Below are 16,988 nucleotides of genomic sequence, written 5' to 3' on the forward strand. Positions count from 1 at the left end.
ACCTGCGGCAATCAAGGAACGTGGACGATGGCGAACCAGTCCGGCAGTGACAGCAAGAACACGCTCTATTGCAGCTTTTGCGGCAAGAGCCAGCACGAGGTTCGCAAGCTGATTGCGGGACCGACCGTCTTCATCTGCGACGAATGCGTCGAGTTGTGCATGGACATCATCCGCGAGGAAACGAAATCCTCGGGGCTGAAATCCGGCGACGGGGTGCCGACGCCCAAGGAAATATGCGCGGTGCTGGACGATTACGTCATCGGCCAGGAACATGCCAAGCGGGTGCTGTCGGTGGCGGTCCACAACCACTACAAGCGGCTGAACCACGGCGCCAAGGGCGATATCGAGTTGGCCAAGTCGAACATCCTGCTGATCGGCCCGACCGGCTGCGGCAAGACGCTGCTGGCCCAGACCCTGGCCCGGATCCTGGATGTGCCCTTCACCATGGCCGATGCGACGACGCTGACCGAGGCGGGTTACGTCGGCGAGGATGTCGAGAACATCATCCTCAAGCTGCTCCAGGCGTCGGAATACAACGTCGAACGGGCGCAGCGCGGCATCGTCTATATCGACGAGGTCGACAAGATCACCCGCAAGTCCGACAATCCCTCGATCACCCGCGACGTCTCGGGCGAGGGGGTGCAGCAGGCGCTGCTGAAGATCATGGAGGGCACGGTCGCGTCGGTGCCGCCGCAGGGCGGGCGCAAGCACCCGCAGCAGGAATTCCTGCAGGTGGACACGACCAACATCCTGTTCATCTGCGGCGGCGCCTTCGCGGGTCTGGACCGGATCATCTCGCAGCGCAACAAGGGCACGGCGATGGGCTTCGGCGCCTCGGTCAAGGAAAACGACGACCGGGGCGTGGGCGAGCTGTTCAAGGAGCTTGAGCCCGAGGATCTGCTGAAATTCGGCCTGATCCCGGAATTCGTCGGCCGTCTGCCGGTGATCGCGACCCTGACCGACCTGGACGAGGAAGCGCTGATCATCATCCTGACCAAGCCCAAGAACGCGCTTGTGAAGCAGTATCAGCGCCTGTTCGACCTGGAAGGCGTGCAGCTGACATTCACCGACGACGCGCTGCAAGCCATCGCCAAGCGCGCCATCAAGCGCAAGACCGGCGCGCGGGGCCTGCGCTCGATCATGGAGGACATCCTGCTGGACACCATGTTCGAACTGCCCGGCATGGACAGCGTCGAAGAGGTCGTGGTGAACGAGGAGGCCGTGGACAACGCCGCCACCAAGCCGCTGCTGATCCATTCGGATCCGAAAAAGGAAACCGCCTCGGCGGGCTGAGCATCGGGGGCCGCAAGGCCCCCGCATCCGTCGTGCAGGCTGGATCTTCGCCGCGCTTTGCGCCATATCGGTGCCAGCCAAAGACCAAGAGGTTTCCGCCCATGTCCTTCCTGCTTCGCGCCCTGACCTGGTGGAACAGCCAGACCCTCAACACCCAGTTCTGGACCTGGCGGAACGGCATCAAGGTGGGCGAGGATGCCGAGGGCAATGTCTTCTACCAGAACAAGGACGGGTCGCGTCGCTGGGTGATCTATAGCGGCGAATCGCAGGCCAGCCGGGTCAGCCCCGAATGGCACGGCTGGCTGCACCACACCTGGAGCGAGCCGCCGACCAAAGCGCCGCTGCCCCACAAGCCCTGGGAAAAGCCGCATCAGGAAAACCGCACGGGCACGCCCGGCGCCTATTATCCCGAAGGATCGCTGTATCGGGCGGAACAACCGGCGCGGCGGGATTATGACGCGTGGCAGCCTGAATAGATGACCGCCGGGGCCGATCATCGCGCGGAACTGCTGGCGGGCGCGGTCGTGCTGGCGGTCGCGGCCGGGTTCCTGGTCTGGGGGTTCGGCAAGGGGTTCGCGCGCGAGACGGGCTATGAGGTCAGGGCCTCGTTTCCCGACGTGGACGGCGTCGCCGTGGGGACCGAGGTGCGGCTGGCGGGCGTTCCCGTGGGCCGCGTGTCCAGCGTGACGCTGAACCCCGATACCTACATGGCCGACGCCCGGCTGAGCCTTCCCGCCGATATCGCCCTGCCCAGCGACAGCGCCGCCCTGATCCAGTCCGACGGGCTGCTGGGCGGGGCCTATATCCAGATCCAGCCGGGGGGCAGCCCCGACACCCTGGCGCCGGGCGACGAGATCGAGGACGTGCAGGGCGCCGTCAGCCTGTTGCAGTTGATGATGAAGTTCGTGGACAGCCAGGCCCAGGCCGAGGACAAGTCGTGATCCGCGCCCCGTCCTTGATCGCGGCCCTGGTCGCGGCCCTGACCGTCCCGGCCGGCGCGCAAGAGGTTGCCCGCGCGGACGGCGCCTTGCTGCGCGGGCTGGACAAGATCTCGGGCCGGACCACCGACCTGCCGGTCCCTGTGGGCGAAGCGGTGCGCTATGGCCGCTTGCAGGTCCGGCTGGGCGAGTGCCGCTATCCGGCCGGCGATCCCAGTTCGGACGCCTATGCGCAGATGACGATTACCGACATGTCGGAAAACGTCACGCTGTTCAGCGGCTGGATGATCGCCTCGTCCCCCGCCCTGTCGGCGCTTGACGATACGCGCTATGACGTCTGGGTGATTTCCTGCCAAAGCTGACCCGCGGTCAGCAGCGGCTGCGACCGCAGGTCGGCGCGCCGCGACAGGGCATCGGCCAGCATCGCGCGATAGTCGGCGCGCGGGATTTCCCGCCCGCCCATGCGTTCCAGATGCGGCGTCAGGAATTGCGTGTCGAACAGCGTGAAGCCGCAGCGGGCCAGATGGCTGGACAGCCACAGCAGCGCCATCCTGGACCCGTTGGTCCGCGCCGAGACCATCGATTCCCCGAAGAAGGCCGCGCCCAGCGTCACCCCGAAAACTCCTCCGGCGAAGGCCCCGTCATGGCGCACTTCAAGCGCATGGGCATGTCCCGCCTGATAAAGCTGCCGGTAAAGCCGGGTCAGCGGCGCGTTGATCCAAGTCGTTTCCCGGTCCGCGCAGGCCGCCACCACCGCGTCGAAATCGCCGTCCAGATGCGCCGACCAGCCGCCCCGGCGCAGATCGCGCAGCAGGGACCGCGCGGCATGGACGCCGCCCACCGGCAGGATCCCCCGCAAAGGTGGATCGAACCAATAGAGGCGCGGGTCGGCCGCGCTTTCGGCCATGGGAAAGACGCCGCGCGCATAGCCTTGCAGCAGTTGCGCGGCGGTCAGCATGGGAAGGGTCAGCCGAACTTCTGGTCCAGCCAGCGTTCCAGCCAGTGGATCGAATAGTTGCCCGCCAGGATGTCGGGTTCCTGCAACAGCGCCGTGAACAGCGGCACGGTCGTGTCGATGCCGTCCACGATCAGCTCGCCCAGGGCGCGGTCCAGCCGGGCCAGAGCCTCGGGCCGGTCGCGGCCATGGACGATCAGCTTGCCGATCAGGCTGTCGTAATAGGGCGGGATCGAATAGCCGTCGTAAAGCGCGCTGTCCATGCGCACGCCCAGGCCGCCCGGCGCGTGATATTGCGTGATCCTGCCGGGGCAGGGCGAAAAGCCCGGCACCTTCTCGGCGTTGATGCGCACCTCGATGGAATGGCCGCGGATGGTCAGGTCTTCCTGCCGGAACTCCATCTCGGCGCCCGAGGCGACGAGGATCTGCTGGCGGACCAGATCGACGCCGAAGATCGCCTCGGTCACGGGATGTTCGACCTGAAGGCGGGTGTTCATCTCGATGAAGTAGAACTCGCCGTCCTCATAGAGGAACTCGATGGTTCCCGCCCCGGCATAGCCGATCCGGGCCACGGCATCGGCGCAGATCTTGCCGATCCGGGCGCGTTCCTCGGGCGTGATCGAGGGGCCGGGGGCTTCTTCCAGAACCTTCTGGTGGCGGCGTTGCAGCGAACAGTCGCGTTCGCCCAGATGCACCGCGCGGCCCTTGCCGTCGCCGAACACCTGGATCTCGATATGGCGCGGCTTTTGCAGGTATTTCTCGATATAGACATCGGGATTGCCGAAGGCGGCCTTGGCCTCGGCCCGCGCGGTGCGGAACGCGACCTCCAGGCCCTTGTCGTCATGGGCGACCTTCATGCCGCGCCCGCCGCCGCCCGCCGTCGCCTTGATGATGACCGGATAGCCGATCTGCGCCGCGACGCGATGCGCGGCCTCGACATCGTCGACGCCGCCATCGCTGCCGGGAACGCAGGGCACGCCCAGGTTCCTCATCGTGTCCTTGGCGGTGATCTTGTCGCCCATGATGCGGATATGGTCCGCGCGCGGGCCGATGAAGGTGATGCCGTGGTCTTCCACCATCTGCACGAAGGCGGCGTTTTCGGACAGGAAGCCATAGCCGGGATGGATCGCCTGCGCGCCGGTGATCTCGCAGGCCGAGATGATCGCGGGCATCGACAGATAGCTGGCGGAAGACGGCGCGGGCCCGATGCAGACCGATTCGTCGGCCATGCGGACATGCATCGCGTCGGCATCGGCGGTGGAATGGACGGCGACCGAGGCGATGCCCATCTCGCGGCAGGCGCGGATCACGCGCAGGGCGATCTCGCCCCGGTTGGCGATCAGGATCTTGTCGAACATGCCTTCCCTCACTCGACGACCATCAGGGGGGCGCCGAATTCAACCGGGGCGCCGTCGTCGACAAGGATGCGCCGGACGGTGCCCGCGCGGGGCGAGGGGATGTGGTTCATGGTCTTCATCGCCTCGACGATCAGCAGCGTGTCGCCCTCGGCCACCGCCTGGCCGATCTGGACGAAGGGCGCGGCGCCCGGTTCGGCGGACAGATAGGCGGTGCCGACCATCGGCGAGGTGACGGCGCCCGGCAGGTTGGCCGGATCGTCGCTGATCGCGGGCAGTTGCGCGGCGGGGGCAGGGGCCGAGGCGGGCGCGGGCGCCGGGGCGGCGGCAGGGGCGGGCGCGGCATAGGTGACCTGCCTGCCCTGCTTGGAAAGGCTGACCGTCAGCCGGTCGTATTCGCCGTATTCCCGTTTCACCGACAGTTCGGACAGGTCGCTGGCATTCAGCAGTTCGGCAAGCGATTGGATGAAAGCCACGTCGCCTTCGTGATGCTTGCCGTTTTGGGAATCGTTGCTCATGCGGTCCTCTGCCAATGTCCTATGGTGCCGCGACCTTGACCGGCCGCGACGATTTTTCAGCCTTATAGCCTTGGAACCGCGTCAAGGGGAAGGGTTTCTCAACCCAAGGTGGGCCGCGACGCCTTTTCCGCCAGGCCCGAGGTTCCCGCCCGGCGGTCCAGTTCCGCCTCGACCTGGGCCAGCGTCACATCGCGCGCGGCCAGCATCACCAGCAGGTGGAAGATCACGTCCGCGGCCTCGGCGGTCAAGCGGTCGCGGTCGCCCTTGACGGCCTCGATGATCGCCTCGACGGCCTCCTCGCCGAATTTCTCGGCGCATTTCTCGGGGCCTTTCGCCAGCAGCTTCGCGGTCCAGCTTTCGTCCGGGTCGGCGGATTTGCGGGCGGCAATGGTGGCGGCCAGGTCGTGGATCGCGCTCATGCCAGCCTCATCGGGATGCCGGCGGCGGCCATGTGGGCCTTGGCCTCGGCGATGGTGAAGGTGCCGAAATGGAAGATGGACGCGGCCAGCACCGCGCTGGCATGGCCCTGGGTGACGCCCTCGACCAGGTGGTCCAGCGTGCCCACCCCGCCCGAGGCGATCACGGGGATGTTCACCGCATCGGCGATGGCGCGGGTCAGGGGGATGTTGAAGCCCGCCCGCGTGCCGTCGCGGTCCATGCTGGTCAGCAGGATCTCTCCGGCGCCCCTGGATTCGACGGTGCGGGCGAAGTCCACGGCGTCGATGCCGGTGGGCTTGCGGCCGCCATGGGTGAAGATTTCCCAGCGGCCCTCCGCCACGGTCTTGGCGTCGATGGCCACGACGATGCACTGGCTGCCGAAGCGGTCGGCGGCCTGGGCCACCACGTCGGGATCGGCCACGGCGGCGGAATTGAAGCTGACCTTGTCGGCCCCGGCCAGCAGCAGGGCGCGGACGTCGTCATGCGTCCGCACGCCGCCGCCCACGGTCAGCGGCACGAAGCACTGTTCGGCGGTGCGCGTCACCAGGTCGAACATGGTGCCGCGATTTTCATGCGTGGCGTGGATGTCGAGGAAACAGATCTCGTCCGCCCCCGCCGCGTCATAGGCTTTCGCCGCCTGCACGGGATCGCCCGCGTCGATCAGGTCCACGAAGTTGACGCCCTTGACGACGCGCCCGTCGGCCACGTCGAGGCAGGGGATGATGCGGGTTTTCAGCATGGGCTTCTCCTTGCGGGACCGTCCTATGCGCAAACGGGGCTTCGTTGAAGATGCGATTTGCGGGTGATAGCGTGGCGCCAACCGAACGGAGGCGCCGATGGACAACCAGTTGAAGACCGAACCCCGCCTGACCTCTCTGTCACATGGCGGCGGCTGCGGCTGCAAGATCGCGCCGGGTGTGCTGACCGGACTGCTGCGCGGCACCGCCATGCTGCCGGTGCCCGAGGCGCTGCTGGTCGGGATCGAGACATCCGACGATGCCGCGGTCTATCGGCTGAACGACCGGCAGGCCTTGGTGGCGACGACGGATTTCTTCATGCCGATCGTCGACGATCCGCTGGATTTCGGCCGCATCGCCGCGACCAATGCGATCAGCGATGTCTATGCGATGGGCGGCACGCCGATCATGGCCCTGTCGCTGGTGGGGATGCCGATCAACACCCTGTCGGGCGAGACCGTCGCCCGGATCCTGGAAGGCGGCGCGATGGCCTGCCGCGAGGCCGGGATCCCCATCGGCGGCGGCCACACCATCGATTCGGTCGAGGCGATCTATGGTCTTGTGGCCCTGGGCCTGGTCGATCCGGCGCATGTGAAGCGCAATTCCGGCGCGCGGCCGGGCGACGTGCTGATCCTGGGCAAGCCGCTGGGCGTCGGCGTGATGTCTGCGGCGCTGAAAAAGGGCGCGCTGCCCGAGGACGGCTATCGCGCGATGATCGCGGCGACGACCCGGCTGAACACTCCCGGCCGGGATCTGGCGCGGCTGCCCGGCGTCCATGCGATGACCGATGTCACGGGCTTCGGCCTGGCGGGCCATGCGTTGGAGATGGCGCGCGGGTCGGGCTGCGAATTGCGGCTGGACTGGTCCGCCGTGCCGCTGCTGGCCGGCGTGGCCGACCTGGCGGCGGGCGGCCATGTGACGGGCGCATCAGGGCGGAACTGGGCCAGCTATGGGGCCGAGGTCGTTCTGCCCGACGGGTTCGCCGACACGGATCGCGCGCTGCTGAGCGATCCGCAGACCAGCGGCGGGCTGCTGGTGGCCTGCGCCGAGGATCAGGCCGACGCCGCGCTGGCGATCTTTGCCGATCAGGGCTTTGCCGAGGCGGCGGTGATCGGGCGGGCGGTCCAGGGGCCGGGGCGGATCGTCGTCGGCCGAGGTCGCGTGCCTCCGGCGGGGATATTTGAGTGAAGAAGAAGCGGCCGGGTCAGGCTGCCTCGACCCTGCGGGCGCGGGCGATTTCCTCGGCCGTCAGGGGTCCGGCTGGGCCGTGCGGGCGGCGAGCGACCGCATCTTCTGTTCTTCGATCACCATGGCCCCAATACCGGATTTTCGGGTCGATCCAGGCATAGAGGATATCCACGACCAGGTTGAACAGGATGGTCGGCGCGCCGACCACCGCATAGCGACCATCGGCCGGGCCTTAGTCGGCGATCCGGTAGAAGTCCTTGGCATACCAGGCGTTCGTCACGTTTGAGGTGGGAATGCCCTTGATGGCCGGGTTCAGCATGTCGGCCTTGGCATAGTGATAGACGAAGACCGCCGGAACCTCGTCGGCCAGGATTTCCTCGGCCCGTTTGTAGAGGGGGGCGGGGTCCGGCGCGGTCTTGGACTCGTCCATCAGCTTGTCGTAGTCCGCGTTCGACCATTTGCCCGCGTTGTAGCCTTCGGTGCGGAACCAGTCCAGGAAGGTCGTCGCCTCGTTATAGTCGGCGCACCAGGCATAGCGGGCCATGTCGAAATCCTGGTTCTGCATCCGGTCGGTATGGGCCTTCCACTCGACATTGTTCAGCGTGATGGTCACGCCCAGCGGCTTCCAGAACTGCTGGGCGGCGATGGCCAGCTTCTTGTGGTTCTCGTCGGTGTTGTATTGCAGGGTCAGGGCCAGCGGGTTGTCGGGACCATAGCCCGCCTCGGTCAGCAGGGCGCGGGCCTTTTCCATGCGCTGTTCCTGGGTCATGGCAGAGATCCCGGCGTCTGGGGGCTGGAACCCCTCGATGGCCCAGTGGGTCCAGCTATAGGCGGGCTTCTGGCCGCCTTGCAGCACCTGGTCCACCATGATGTCGCGATTCAGCCCCAGCGACAGCGCCTGGCGGACGCGCACGTCCTTCAGCGCCGCGGGGCCCTTGTCCGAGAGGTTGAGGACATAGGCATAGGAACAGGCATAGGGGATCGACACCGCCTGGTCGGGATATTGCCGCGACAGGCGCGGATACTGGCCCGCCGGGATCTGCACGCGGTCCAGTTCGCCCGCCAGGTAACGCGTCAGGGCGATGTTGTTGTCGTTCACGGTCACGCCGCGCACGGTCTCCATCACGACATTGGCGGCGTCCCAGTATTCCGGGTTCTTCACGATGGTAATGTCCACCCCAGGATCGTGACTTTGCAGCGTGAAGGCGCCGTTGCCGACCAGGTTGCCGGGTCGGGTCCAGGCGTCGCCATGCTGTTCCACGACCTTCGGCGGCACCGGGAAGGTGGTCGCATGGGACAGGGTTTTCAGGAAATAGGGGGTCCGGGTGGTCAGCTTGACCTCCAGCGTCTTGTCGTCGACGGCGCGCACGCCCAGTTGGTCCGGCGGCAGGTCGCCCGCGATGATCTGCCTGGCGTTCCGGACGTTCATCAGCTCCAGGAACCACGCGGATTCCGAGGCGGTTTCCGGGTTCGCCACCCGCTGCCAGGCATAGACGAAGTCCTGCGCCGTCACCGGATCGCCGTTCGACCACTTCGCGTCGCGCAGGGTGAAGGTATAGGTCAGCCCGTCTTCGCTTTCGGCATGGCTTTCCGCCATGCCGGGGACCATCGCGCCGGTCGGGCCTTCGTTCATCAGCCCTTCGAACAATTGGCGCAGGACATCGGAACCCTCGACATCCGCGTTCTTCGCCGGATCCAGCGTCCTGATCGCGTCCAGCAGCCAATAGGTATAGGTCTGGCCGTCGGCCAGCGTCTCGCCCGCCGCCGGCTGGACGGCCTGGGCCGGAAGGGTCAGGGCGGCAAGAAGGGCGATGGTCGTGAACAGCCTGGACATCGGCGGCTTCCCTTGGTGTTGACTGGCGTCGTGATGCACGCAAGCAGCTTAACTGATCCTGCAAGCCCCGCCAGTAAAGCCGCATGGCCGCCGGAAGGTGCCGCCTTCCTGCGGCCAGCCAAGCGGACCGGATCCGGCCCGGGGCGACGTCGCGTCAATGCTCGCCCCGAACCAGGCGAGGACCGCCTTGACGCGCCAGTCACCGAACTTCTTGACCGGTTTTGCCACTTCGCGCATACCCCGAAAGGATGAACAGTCGGCCAGGCGGCGCACAAGGCTGATTTCCATGGGGGAGGAATCCTGATGAACGGCCTTTTGGCCCTGTCGCGCGGCATCGACCGCGTCAACACCGTGATCGGACGCAGCGCGGCCTGGCTGATCCTGCTGGCGATCTTCGTCAGCGCGATCAACGCCGTGGTCCGCAAGGTGTTCAGCGTATCGTCGAACGCCTATCTGGAATTGCAGTGGTATCTGTATGGCGGCGCGTTCCTGCTGGCGGCGGCCTATACGCTGCTGGAAAACGAACATATCCGCATCGACATCGTCTATGGCGCCTTCTCGCGCCGGGTGCAGCACTGGATCGACCTGCTGGGCACGATCTTCTTCCTGATGCCGGTGGTGCTGCTGACGCTGTATTTCGTCTGGCCCTGGCTGGTGCGCAGCTATCGCGGCGGAGAGATGTCGATGAACGCGGGCGGGCTGATCCTGTGGCCCGCCAAGGCGCTGCTGTTCGCGGGCTTCGTGCTGCTGTTCTTTCAGGGCATTTCGGAAATCATCAAGAAGATCGCCGTGATGCGCGGCCTGATCCCGGATCCCTTCCCGGCGACCGCCCATCACGCGCCGCTGGAGATCGACCCGGACCTGGCCGCCCAGGCGGGCTTTGCCGATCCCGACCATCCGCTGACCGATCTGGCCGACGACGCGCGCAAGGAACCCCGCGAATGATGGAGCTTATTGCGCAGAACATGGCGCCGATCATGTTCGTCTCGCTGATCGTGTTCCTGCTGATCGGCTATCCGGTGGCCTTCGCGCTTGGCGCCAACGGGCTTTTGTTCTTCATCATCGGGGTGGAGCTGGCGCCGCTGTCGGGCGGGTCGATCAACCTCAGCTGGCCGCTGCTGGGCGCGATCCCCGACCGCTTCTTCGGCGGCGTCGTCGCGAACGAGACCTTGCTGGCGGTGCCGTTCTTCACCTTCATGGGCATCGTGCTGGAGAAATCGGGCATGGCCGAGGATCTGCTGGACACGATCGGCCAACTGTTCGGCCCGATCCGGGGCGGTCTCGCCTATGCCGTCATCATCGTCGGCGCGCTGCTGGCCGCCACGACCGGCGTCGTCGCCGCCTCGGTGATCGCGATGGGCCTGATCTCGCTGCCGATCATGCTGCGCTATGGCTATGACCGGCGGATCGCCTCGGGGACCATTGCCGCGTCGGGCACGCTGGCGCAGATCATCCCGCCGTCGCTGGTGCTGATCGTGCTGGCCGACCAGCTGGGCCGGTCGGTGGGCGACATGTACAAGGGCGCGCTGATCCCCGGCCTGGTGCTGACCGGGCTTTACATGGCCTATATCTTCGTGATGTCGATCCTGCGGCCCGAGGCCCTGCCGGCCCTGCCGAAAGAGGCGCGGACGCTGGGGTCGGGCGTGGCCTCGCTGCTGGTTTCCTTTCTGCTGGGCGGGCTGGTGTTTTATGGCATGTGGCACTGGCTGCACGCCACGCAGGGGGCGGATGCCGACATTCTGGCGGCGGTCGTGGCGGTGCTGGTGATCTATGTCGCGGCGCTGATCGACAAGGGCATGAGGATCGGCCTGATGTCGCGGCTGGCGCAGCAGGTCATCATCGTGCTGATCCCGCCGCTGGCGCTGATCTTCCTGGTGCTGGGCACGATCTTCCTGGGCATCGCCACCCCGACCGAGGGCGGCGCGATGGGCGCGGTCGGCGCCTTGATCCTGGCGGGCGTCAAGGGGCGGCTGAACCTGGGGGTGATCAACCAGGCGCTGGCGGCCACCACCCGCCTGTCGGCCTTCGTGATGTTCATCCTGATCGGGGCGCGGATCTTCTCGCTGACCTTCTATGGCGTGAACGGACACCTGTGGGTGGAACACCTGCTGACCTCGCTGCCGGGCGGAGAACTGGGCTTCCTGATCGCGGTGTCGGTGCTGGTCTTCCTGCTGGCCTTCTTCCTGGACTTCTTCGAACTGGCCTTCATCATCGTGCCGCTGCTGGCGCCTGCGGCCGACAGCCTGGGCATCGACCTGATCTGGTTCGGGGTGATCCTGGGGGTGAACATGCAGACCAGCTTCATGCACCCGCCCTTCGGCTTCGCGCTGTTCTATCTGCGCTCGGTGGCGCCGAAGCATCCCTACAAGGACCGGGCGACGGGCAAGATGATGGAGCCGGTGCGCACCGGCCAGATCTATTGGGGCGCGGTGCCCTATGTCTGCATCCAGATCGTGATGATCGCGGTGGTGATCGCCTTCCCGCAGCTTGTCATGCATTACAAGGGCGCGCCGATCGACACCTCGGGCGTGCGGCTGGAGATTCCGGCGGGCGGTTCGAGCGGCTTCGGCGGGCTGGGCGGCGGACTTGGCGGCGGGCTGGGATCGCCCTTCGGCCAGGGCGCGGCGCCGGGCGGCGCACCCGCAGCGCCGGGCGGCCTGGGCGGGGGCCTGGGCGGCGCGCCGAATTTCGGTGCCCCCGCCATGCCTGCGACCCCGGAAACCCCGGCCCCTGCCGCGCCGCAGCCGGACCAGCCGCAAGGCGGCGGCCTGGGACTGGGCGGCCCGCCGCCGGGCCTGGGCGGAAACTGACAGGAATGCACAAGGGCCGGGAAACCGGCCCTTTTTCGGTGACGGATGCCATGAAAAAACCGCCGCAGGGTTCCTGCGGCGGCTTTCGGTTCGGGGCGCGGGCTCAGCCCTGGGTGGGGGTCAGCTTGCCGTTGCGCTGCTGGATCATCATGAAGGTGTCGAAGGTGTATTCCGCCGTCTGGTTATACAGATACCAGTCGTCGCGGAATTGCAGTTGCGCCTCGTACTGCCGCTTGAAATGTTCGTTTTCAGCGGACAGTTCGGCATAGACCTCGTTGGCGGCGGCGAAGGCGGCGTTCATGATTTCCTCGCTGAACGACCGTAACTGCGCGCCCGACGCGGCCAGTTCCTTCAAGGCCGTGGGGTTCTTGAAGTCGTATTTCGCCAGCATGTTCTGGTCGGTCGCCTGGCAGCAGGTCCGCAGCAGCGATTTGTAATGCTCGGGCAGTTCGTCATACTTGGCCTTGTTGACGAAGAAGCTGACCGTCGGCCCGCCTTCCCAGAAGCCGGGGTAATAGTAATAGGGCGCGACCTTCTGGAAGCCCAGCTTGTTGTCGTCATAGGGGCCGACCCATTCGGCGGCGTCGATGGTGCCCTTTTCCAGCGACGGATAGATGTCGCCGCCCGCGATCTGCTGCGGCACCACGCCCAGCTTTTCGACGACGCGCCCGGCCAGGCCGGAAATCCGCATCTTCAGGCCCTGCATGTCGGCGACGGTGTTCACTTCCTTGCGGTACCAGCCGCCCATCTGCACGCCGGTGTTCCCGGCCGGGAACGCCACCAGGTTCACCGTTTCCAGGAACTGGTTGTACTGGTCGATCCCGCCGCCGTGATAGTTATAGGCGGCCTTGGCGCGCGCGCTGAAGGTGAAGGGCAGATCGGCGCCGCAGGCGAAGGCCGGGTTCTTGCCCCAGTTGTAGTAACCCACCGAATGCGCGGTTTCGACAGTGCCGTCGGTCGCGGCGTTGATGGCGTCCAAGCCCGGCACGATCTCGCCGGCGGCGAAGACCTGGATGTTGAACTTGCCGTCCGAGGCTTCCTTCAGCCGGGTCGCGATCTCCTCGCCGCCGCCATAGATCGTGTCCAGCGACTTGGGAAAGGACGATGCCAGCCGCCAGTTGATCGTCGGCGATTCCTGCGCGATGGCAGGGGCCGCAAGCGTCGCGCCGGCTGCCGCCGCAACGCCGCCGACCGATGCCTTGGTCAGGAACGACCTGCGGTGCAGGGTCTTGGAATCTTTCATGAACTCTCCTCCGATGTTGGCAAGCGGGATCGTTGCCCAGTGGGGTCTTGCCCCAAGTGAGGTCCAGTTTAGCCAGCGATTTCGGCCTGTCGAGGGGACTGCGTATCTCGGGCGGAAAAAACGAAACCGCCCCCGGCGGATGCACGGGGGCGGTGGGTGTCGGGGCCGGCGCGGGTTTCAGCGCAGGATGGAACGGCCCGCGTATTCGGCGGTGGCGCCCAGCATTTCCTCGATGCGGATCAACTGGTTGTATTTCGCCAGCCGGTCGGACCGCGCCAGCGAGCCGGTCTTGATCTGGCCGCAATTGGTGGCCACCGCCAGATCGGCGATGGTGGCGTCCTCGGTCTCGCCCGAGCGGTGGGACATGACGCTGGTATAGCCGTTGCGGTCGGCCAGCCGCACCGCGTCCAGCGTTTCCGACAGCGTGCCGATCTGGTTGACCTTGACCAGCAGGCTGTTGGCGCAGCCCTTTTCGATCCCTTCGGCCAGCCGCGCCGGATTGGTCACGAACAGGTCGTCGCCCACCAGCTGCACGGATTGACCCAGCCGGTCGGTCAGCAGTTTCCAGCCGTCCCAGTCATCCTCGGCACAGCCGTCCTCGATCGACAGGATCGGATAGTCGGCGCAGAGCGCGGCCAGATAGTCCACGTTCTCGGCCGAGGTCAGCGACTTGCCCTCGCCCGCCATCTCATAGCGGCCGTTCTTGAAGTATTCGGTGGACGCGCAGTCCAGCGCCAGCATGATATCGTCGCCGGGCCTGTAGCCCGCCTTCTCGACCGCCTTCAGGATGAAATCCAGCGCGTCGCGGGTGCTGGAGAGGTTCGGCGCAAAGCCGCCCTCGTCGCCGACGCCGGTCGCCAGTCCCGCCGCCGACAGTTCCTTCTTCAGGGTGTGGAACACCTCGGAGCCCATGCGCACGGCGTCGCGGATGTTTTCCGCGCTGACCGGCATGATCATGAATTCCTGGATGTCGATGGGGTTGTCGGCATGTTCGCCGCCATTGATGATGTTCATCATCGGCACCGGCAGGATCCGCGCCGCCGTGCCGCCGACATAGCGATAGAGCGGCTGCTGGCAGGCATCCGCCGCCGCCTTGGCGACCGCCAGCGACACGCCCAGGATCGCGTTGGCGCCCAGCCGGCCCTTGTTGGGGGTGCCGTCCAGCTCGCACATCATGGCGTCGATGGCGCGCTGTTCGGTCGCGTCCTCGCCGATCAGGGTCTCGGCGATCTCGCCGTTGACGGCGGCCACGGCCTCCAGCACGCCCTTGCCCAGATAGCGGGAATTGTCGCCGTCGCGCTTTTCCACCGCCTCATGCGCGCCGGTGGACGCGCCCGAGGGAACCGCCGCCCGGCCCAGGGTGCCGTCTTCCAGCGTCACGTCGACCTCGACGGTCGGGTTGCCGCGGCTGTCCAGGATTTCACGCGCATAGATGTCGATGATGGCGGTCATGATCGTCCCTCGGGGTGTTTGGTGTCGGCGCCTTCATAGCGGCGCGAGGGGCAGGCAGGAAGCCGCAAATTCACGGCTGCTCGATCTCGGCCCAGATCGGCAGGTGGTCCGAGGCGTCGCGCGCCCGCGCGCCGGTGAAGACCCCCTGATCCAGCAGCGTCAGGTGATGCGACATGGCGATGCGGTCGAAGCGCAGCCGGGGCAGGGGCGCGGGATAGGACGGGCCGGGGGCGATCACGCGGAACCCCGCCAGTGATTCCAGGCCCCGGCTGTCGTGCCATTCGTTGAAATCGCCCATCAGCACGATGTTGTCATCCGCGATCCGCGCCGCTTGGGCCGTGATCCGCGCCAGTTGCGCCCGGCGCGAGGACCGGGCAAGCCCCAGGTGGACGCCGATCACCGTCAGCTTCGGCAGGCGCAGCACGACCGCGCCGCGCGGCTCCAGCCCCGGAAGGGGCAGGCGGCGCAGCACGGCCTGTTCGGCCAGATCCGGCCGCATCAGGATCGTCTGGCCGTGCCAACCCAGCGAGTTTTCCCCGGTCGTCGTCATGTTGGCCGGAACCAGCCCGGTGGTTTTCTGGATCAGGCGGCGCGGCAGCGCCTCGGGTCGGGCGCCCAGGCGGAAATCGACCTCTTGCAGGGCGATGATGTCGGGTTGCAGGGCCGAGATGACGGCAAGGTTGCGTTCCGGCGCGTGCGGGCCGGTCAGGCCGCGGCATTTGTGCAGGTTGTAACTTGCCAATCTCAACAAGGACAGGCCGCCTTTCGTGCTGGCCGCAGGATAGTCACGGTCCGGGCCGTTGCAAGGGGCAGGTCAGGTGCCGCAGAAGGTCTGATGCACGATCTGGTCGCTGCGGGGCGCGGCCGCCAGGTCGTCCCAACCGGCCCGCCCTTCGCGCGGATGCGTCACCGCGTCGAACAGCCGCCGGAACGGGTCCAGGTCGCCCGCCACGGCGGCGGCGATGGCCTCCTCGACCCGGTGGTTGCGCGGGATGCGCAGGGGGTTCGCATGGCGCATCAGGGCGGGGTCGGGGTTCCGCGCCTGCCAGTCGGCGGCCCAGGCATCGAAAGCCTCCCGGTCGGTGAAGTCGTCCCGCGCGGTGCCGTCCGAGAGGCCCGCGAAGACGCGGGTGAAATCGGCGCGCTGCTGCGCCATCAGGGTCAGCAGGCGTTCGGCCAGGGGCTGCGCATCGGCAGCTTCGGTCAGGCCCAGCTTCTCGCCGAAGCGGCGGCGCCATGCGGCCTGATAAAGCGGTGCGAAGCTGTGGACGGATTTCGTCGCGGCCTCGATGGCGGCGTCGCGTTCGCCCATCAGCGGGATCAGGCAGGTGGCAAGCTGCGCCAGGTTCCAGACCGCGATCTGCGGCTGCTGCGACCAGGCATAGCGCCCGGCCCGGTCGATGGACGAAAACACCGTGTCGGGGTGATAGGCGTCCATGAAGGCGCAGGGGCCATAGTCGATGGTTTCCCCCGAAACGGCCATGTTGTCGGTGTTCATCACCCCGTGGATGAAGCCCAAGGCCATCCAATGCGCGATGGTCTCGGCCTGCCGGGCCACGACATGATCCAGCAGAGACAGCGGGCCGCTGGCGGTCGGATAATGGCGGGCGATGACATGATCGGTCAGGGCGGCAAGCGCCTCGGTCTTGTCGCGGACGGCGAAGAACTGGAAGGTGCCGACGCGGATATGGCTGGCGGCCACGCGGGTCAGCACCGCGCCGGGCAGGGCGCTGTCGCGCCAGACCGTTTCCCCGGTCGCCACCGCCGCCAGGGCGCGGGTGGTGGGCACGCCCATCGCGTGCATGAATTCGCTGACGATGTATTCGCGCAGCACCGGCCCCATCCAGGCCCGCCCGTCGCCTCGACGAGAGAAGGGCGTCGGCCCGCTGCCCTTCAACTGGATGTCGAAGCGCGCCCCGTCAGGGGCCACGACCTCGCCCAGCAGGACGGCGCGGCCGTCGCCAAGCTGCGGCACGAAGCCCCCGAACTGATGGCCCGCATAGGCCTGGGCGATCGGCTCGGCACCCTCGGGGACGGCATTTCCGGCCAGCATCGCCAGCCCCTCGGCTCCGGCGAGCCAGTCGCCGTCCAGGCCCAGCCGTTCAGCCAGGGGTTCGTTCAGCGCCAGCAGCCGGGGGGCGGCCACGGGCGTCGGCGCCACGCGGGCAAAGAAGCCCTGCGGCAGGCGGGCATAGCTGTTGTCGAAAGGGATCATCCGGGCCTCCTG

At 66.9% G+C, this 16,988-nt stretch carries 19 protein-coding genes; 7 read left to right on the plus strand and 12 right to left on the minus strand.

Going from position 1 to position 16,988, the window contains the following annotated elements; translation table 11 throughout:
- Positions 1 to 27: 27 nt before the first annotated feature.
- The 4 genes from clpX (at position 28) to PXD02_RS07140 (ending at position 2,593) form a co-directional block, all read left to right on the plus strand.
- Complete coding sequence (gene clpX, locus PXD02_RS07125) at positions 28 to 1,293, plus strand: ATP-dependent Clp protease ATP-binding subunit ClpX (RefSeq protein ID WP_275106130.1); 1,266 nt, start codon at positions 28 to 30, stop codon at positions 1,291 to 1,293.
- Positions 1,294 to 1,394: 101 nt separating this feature from the next.
- On the plus strand, positions 1,395 to 1,769 hold the full coding sequence (locus tag PXD02_RS07130) for an NADH:ubiquinone oxidoreductase subunit NDUFA12 (RefSeq protein ID WP_275106131.1): 375 nt from the start codon (positions 1,395 to 1,397) through the stop codon (positions 1,767 to 1,769).
- The gene (gene mlaD, locus PXD02_RS07135; protein WP_275106132.1) at positions 1,770 to 2,234 is read left to right on the plus strand and encodes an outer membrane lipid asymmetry maintenance protein MlaD; all 465 of its coding nucleotides are present in this window, start codon (positions 1,770 to 1,772) and stop codon (positions 2,232 to 2,234) included.
- Positions 2,231 to 2,593 carry a DUF2155 domain-containing protein gene (locus PXD02_RS07140; protein ID WP_275106133.1) on the plus strand — a complete coding sequence of 121 codons (363 nt, stop codon included), beginning with the start codon at positions 2,231 to 2,233 and terminating at the stop codon, positions 2,591 to 2,593. Before mlaD ends, PXD02_RS07140 begins: the two co-directional genes overlap by 4 nt.
- Here PXD02_RS07140 and aat read toward each other — a convergent pair.
- The 5 genes from aat to hisF form a co-directional block, all read right to left on the minus strand.
- A complete protein-coding gene (gene aat / locus PXD02_RS07145; RefSeq protein WP_275106134.1) occupies positions 2,560 to 3,189 on the minus strand; it encodes a leucyl/phenylalanyl-tRNA--protein transferase in 630 nt (209 codons plus the stop codon). The genes PXD02_RS07140 and aat overlap by 34 nt on opposite strands.
- A gap of 8 nt (positions 3,190 to 3,197) precedes the next feature.
- On the minus strand, positions 3,198 to 4,544 hold the full coding sequence (gene accC / locus PXD02_RS07150; protein WP_275106135.1) for an acetyl-CoA carboxylase biotin carboxylase subunit: 1,347 nt from the start codon (positions 4,542 to 4,544) through the stop codon (positions 3,198 to 3,200).
- Between the two features lie 8 nt (positions 4,545 to 4,552).
- On the minus strand, positions 4,553 to 5,059 hold the full coding sequence (gene accB / locus PXD02_RS07155; RefSeq protein ID WP_275106136.1) for an acetyl-CoA carboxylase biotin carboxyl carrier protein: 507 nt from the start codon (positions 5,057 to 5,059) through the stop codon (positions 4,553 to 4,555).
- Positions 5,060 to 5,157: 98 nt separating this feature from the next.
- A complete protein-coding gene (locus tag PXD02_RS07160; protein WP_275106137.1) occupies positions 5,158 to 5,478 on the minus strand; it encodes a phosphoribosyl-ATP diphosphatase in 321 nt (106 codons plus the stop codon).
- Positions 5,475 to 6,236 (minus strand): imidazole glycerol phosphate synthase subunit HisF, encoded by a 762-nt coding sequence (gene hisF / locus PXD02_RS07165; protein WP_275106138.1) that lies wholly within the window; start codon positions 6,234 to 6,236, stop codon positions 5,475 to 5,477. Before hisF ends, PXD02_RS07160 begins: the two co-directional genes overlap by 4 nt.
- A gap of 97 nt (positions 6,237 to 6,333) precedes the next feature.
- Between hisF and selD the strand changes: the two genes are divergently transcribed.
- Positions 6,334 to 7,422 carry a selenide, water dikinase SelD gene (selD, locus tag PXD02_RS07170; protein WP_275106139.1) on the plus strand — a complete coding sequence of 363 codons (1,089 nt, stop codon included), beginning with the start codon at positions 6,334 to 6,336 and terminating at the stop codon, positions 7,420 to 7,422.
- Positions 7,423 to 7,438: 16 nt separating this feature from the next.
- On the opposite strand, the gene PXD02_RS07175 is transcribed toward selD, so the two are convergent.
- From PXD02_RS07175 to PXD02_RS07185, 3 genes are read right to left on the minus strand one after another with little or no spacing between them, the layout of a single operon-like run.
- Entirely contained in the window at positions 7,439 to 7,630 is a 192-nt protein-coding gene (locus tag PXD02_RS07175) for a hypothetical protein (protein ID WP_275106478.1), read from the minus strand.
- 24 nt (positions 7,631 to 7,654) lie between these two features.
- Positions 7,655 to 9,256, minus strand: a complete 1,602-nt coding sequence (locus PXD02_RS07180) for a peptide ABC transporter substrate-binding protein (RefSeq protein WP_275106140.1) — start codon at positions 9,254 to 9,256, stop codon at positions 7,655 to 7,657.
- A gap of 48 nt (positions 9,257 to 9,304) precedes the next feature.
- Entirely contained in the window at positions 9,305 to 9,544 is a 240-nt protein-coding gene (locus tag PXD02_RS07185; protein ID WP_275106141.1) for a hypothetical protein, read from the minus strand.
- A gap of 15 nt (positions 9,545 to 9,559) precedes the next feature.
- Between PXD02_RS07185 and PXD02_RS07190 the strand changes: the two genes are divergently transcribed.
- Positions 9,560 to 10,201, plus strand: a complete 642-nt coding sequence (locus PXD02_RS07190; protein ID WP_275106142.1) for a TRAP transporter small permease subunit — start codon at positions 9,560 to 9,562, stop codon at positions 10,199 to 10,201.
- Positions 10,198 to 12,066: a TRAP transporter large permease gene (locus PXD02_RS07195; protein ID WP_275106143.1), complete on the plus strand. Its 1,869-nt coding sequence runs from the start codon at positions 10,198 to 10,200 to the stop codon at positions 12,064 to 12,066. The genes PXD02_RS07190 and PXD02_RS07195 overlap by 4 nt, the downstream gene beginning before the upstream one ends.
- A 103-nt stretch (positions 12,067 to 12,169) precedes the next feature.
- Here PXD02_RS07195 and PXD02_RS07200 read toward each other — a convergent pair whose 3' ends face one another.
- The 4 genes from PXD02_RS07200 to PXD02_RS07215 form a co-directional block, all read right to left on the minus strand.
- Positions 12,170 to 13,291 carry a TRAP transporter substrate-binding protein gene (locus tag PXD02_RS07200; protein ID WP_275106380.1) on the minus strand — a complete coding sequence of 374 codons (1,122 nt, stop codon included), beginning with the start codon at positions 13,289 to 13,291 and terminating at the stop codon, positions 12,170 to 12,172.
- Between the two features lie 195 nt (positions 13,292 to 13,486).
- Complete coding sequence (gene eno, locus PXD02_RS07205; protein WP_275106144.1) at positions 13,487 to 14,761, minus strand: phosphopyruvate hydratase; 1,275 nt, start codon at positions 14,759 to 14,761, stop codon at positions 13,487 to 13,489.
- A gap of 70 nt (positions 14,762 to 14,831) precedes the next feature.
- Complete coding sequence (locus PXD02_RS07210; RefSeq protein ID WP_275106145.1) at positions 14,832 to 15,509, minus strand: endonuclease/exonuclease/phosphatase family protein; 678 nt, start codon at positions 15,507 to 15,509, stop codon at positions 14,832 to 14,834.
- Positions 15,510 to 15,575: 66 nt separating this feature from the next.
- A complete protein-coding gene (locus PXD02_RS07215; RefSeq protein ID WP_275106146.1) occupies positions 15,576 to 16,976 on the minus strand; it encodes a protein adenylyltransferase SelO in 1,401 nt (466 codons plus the stop codon).
- Positions 16,977 to 16,988: the final 12 nt, after the last annotated feature.

Source organism: Paracoccus sp. S3-43 (assembly GCF_029027965.1).
Classification (GTDB): domain Bacteria; phylum Pseudomonadota; class Alphaproteobacteria; order Rhodobacterales; family Rhodobacteraceae; genus Paracoccus.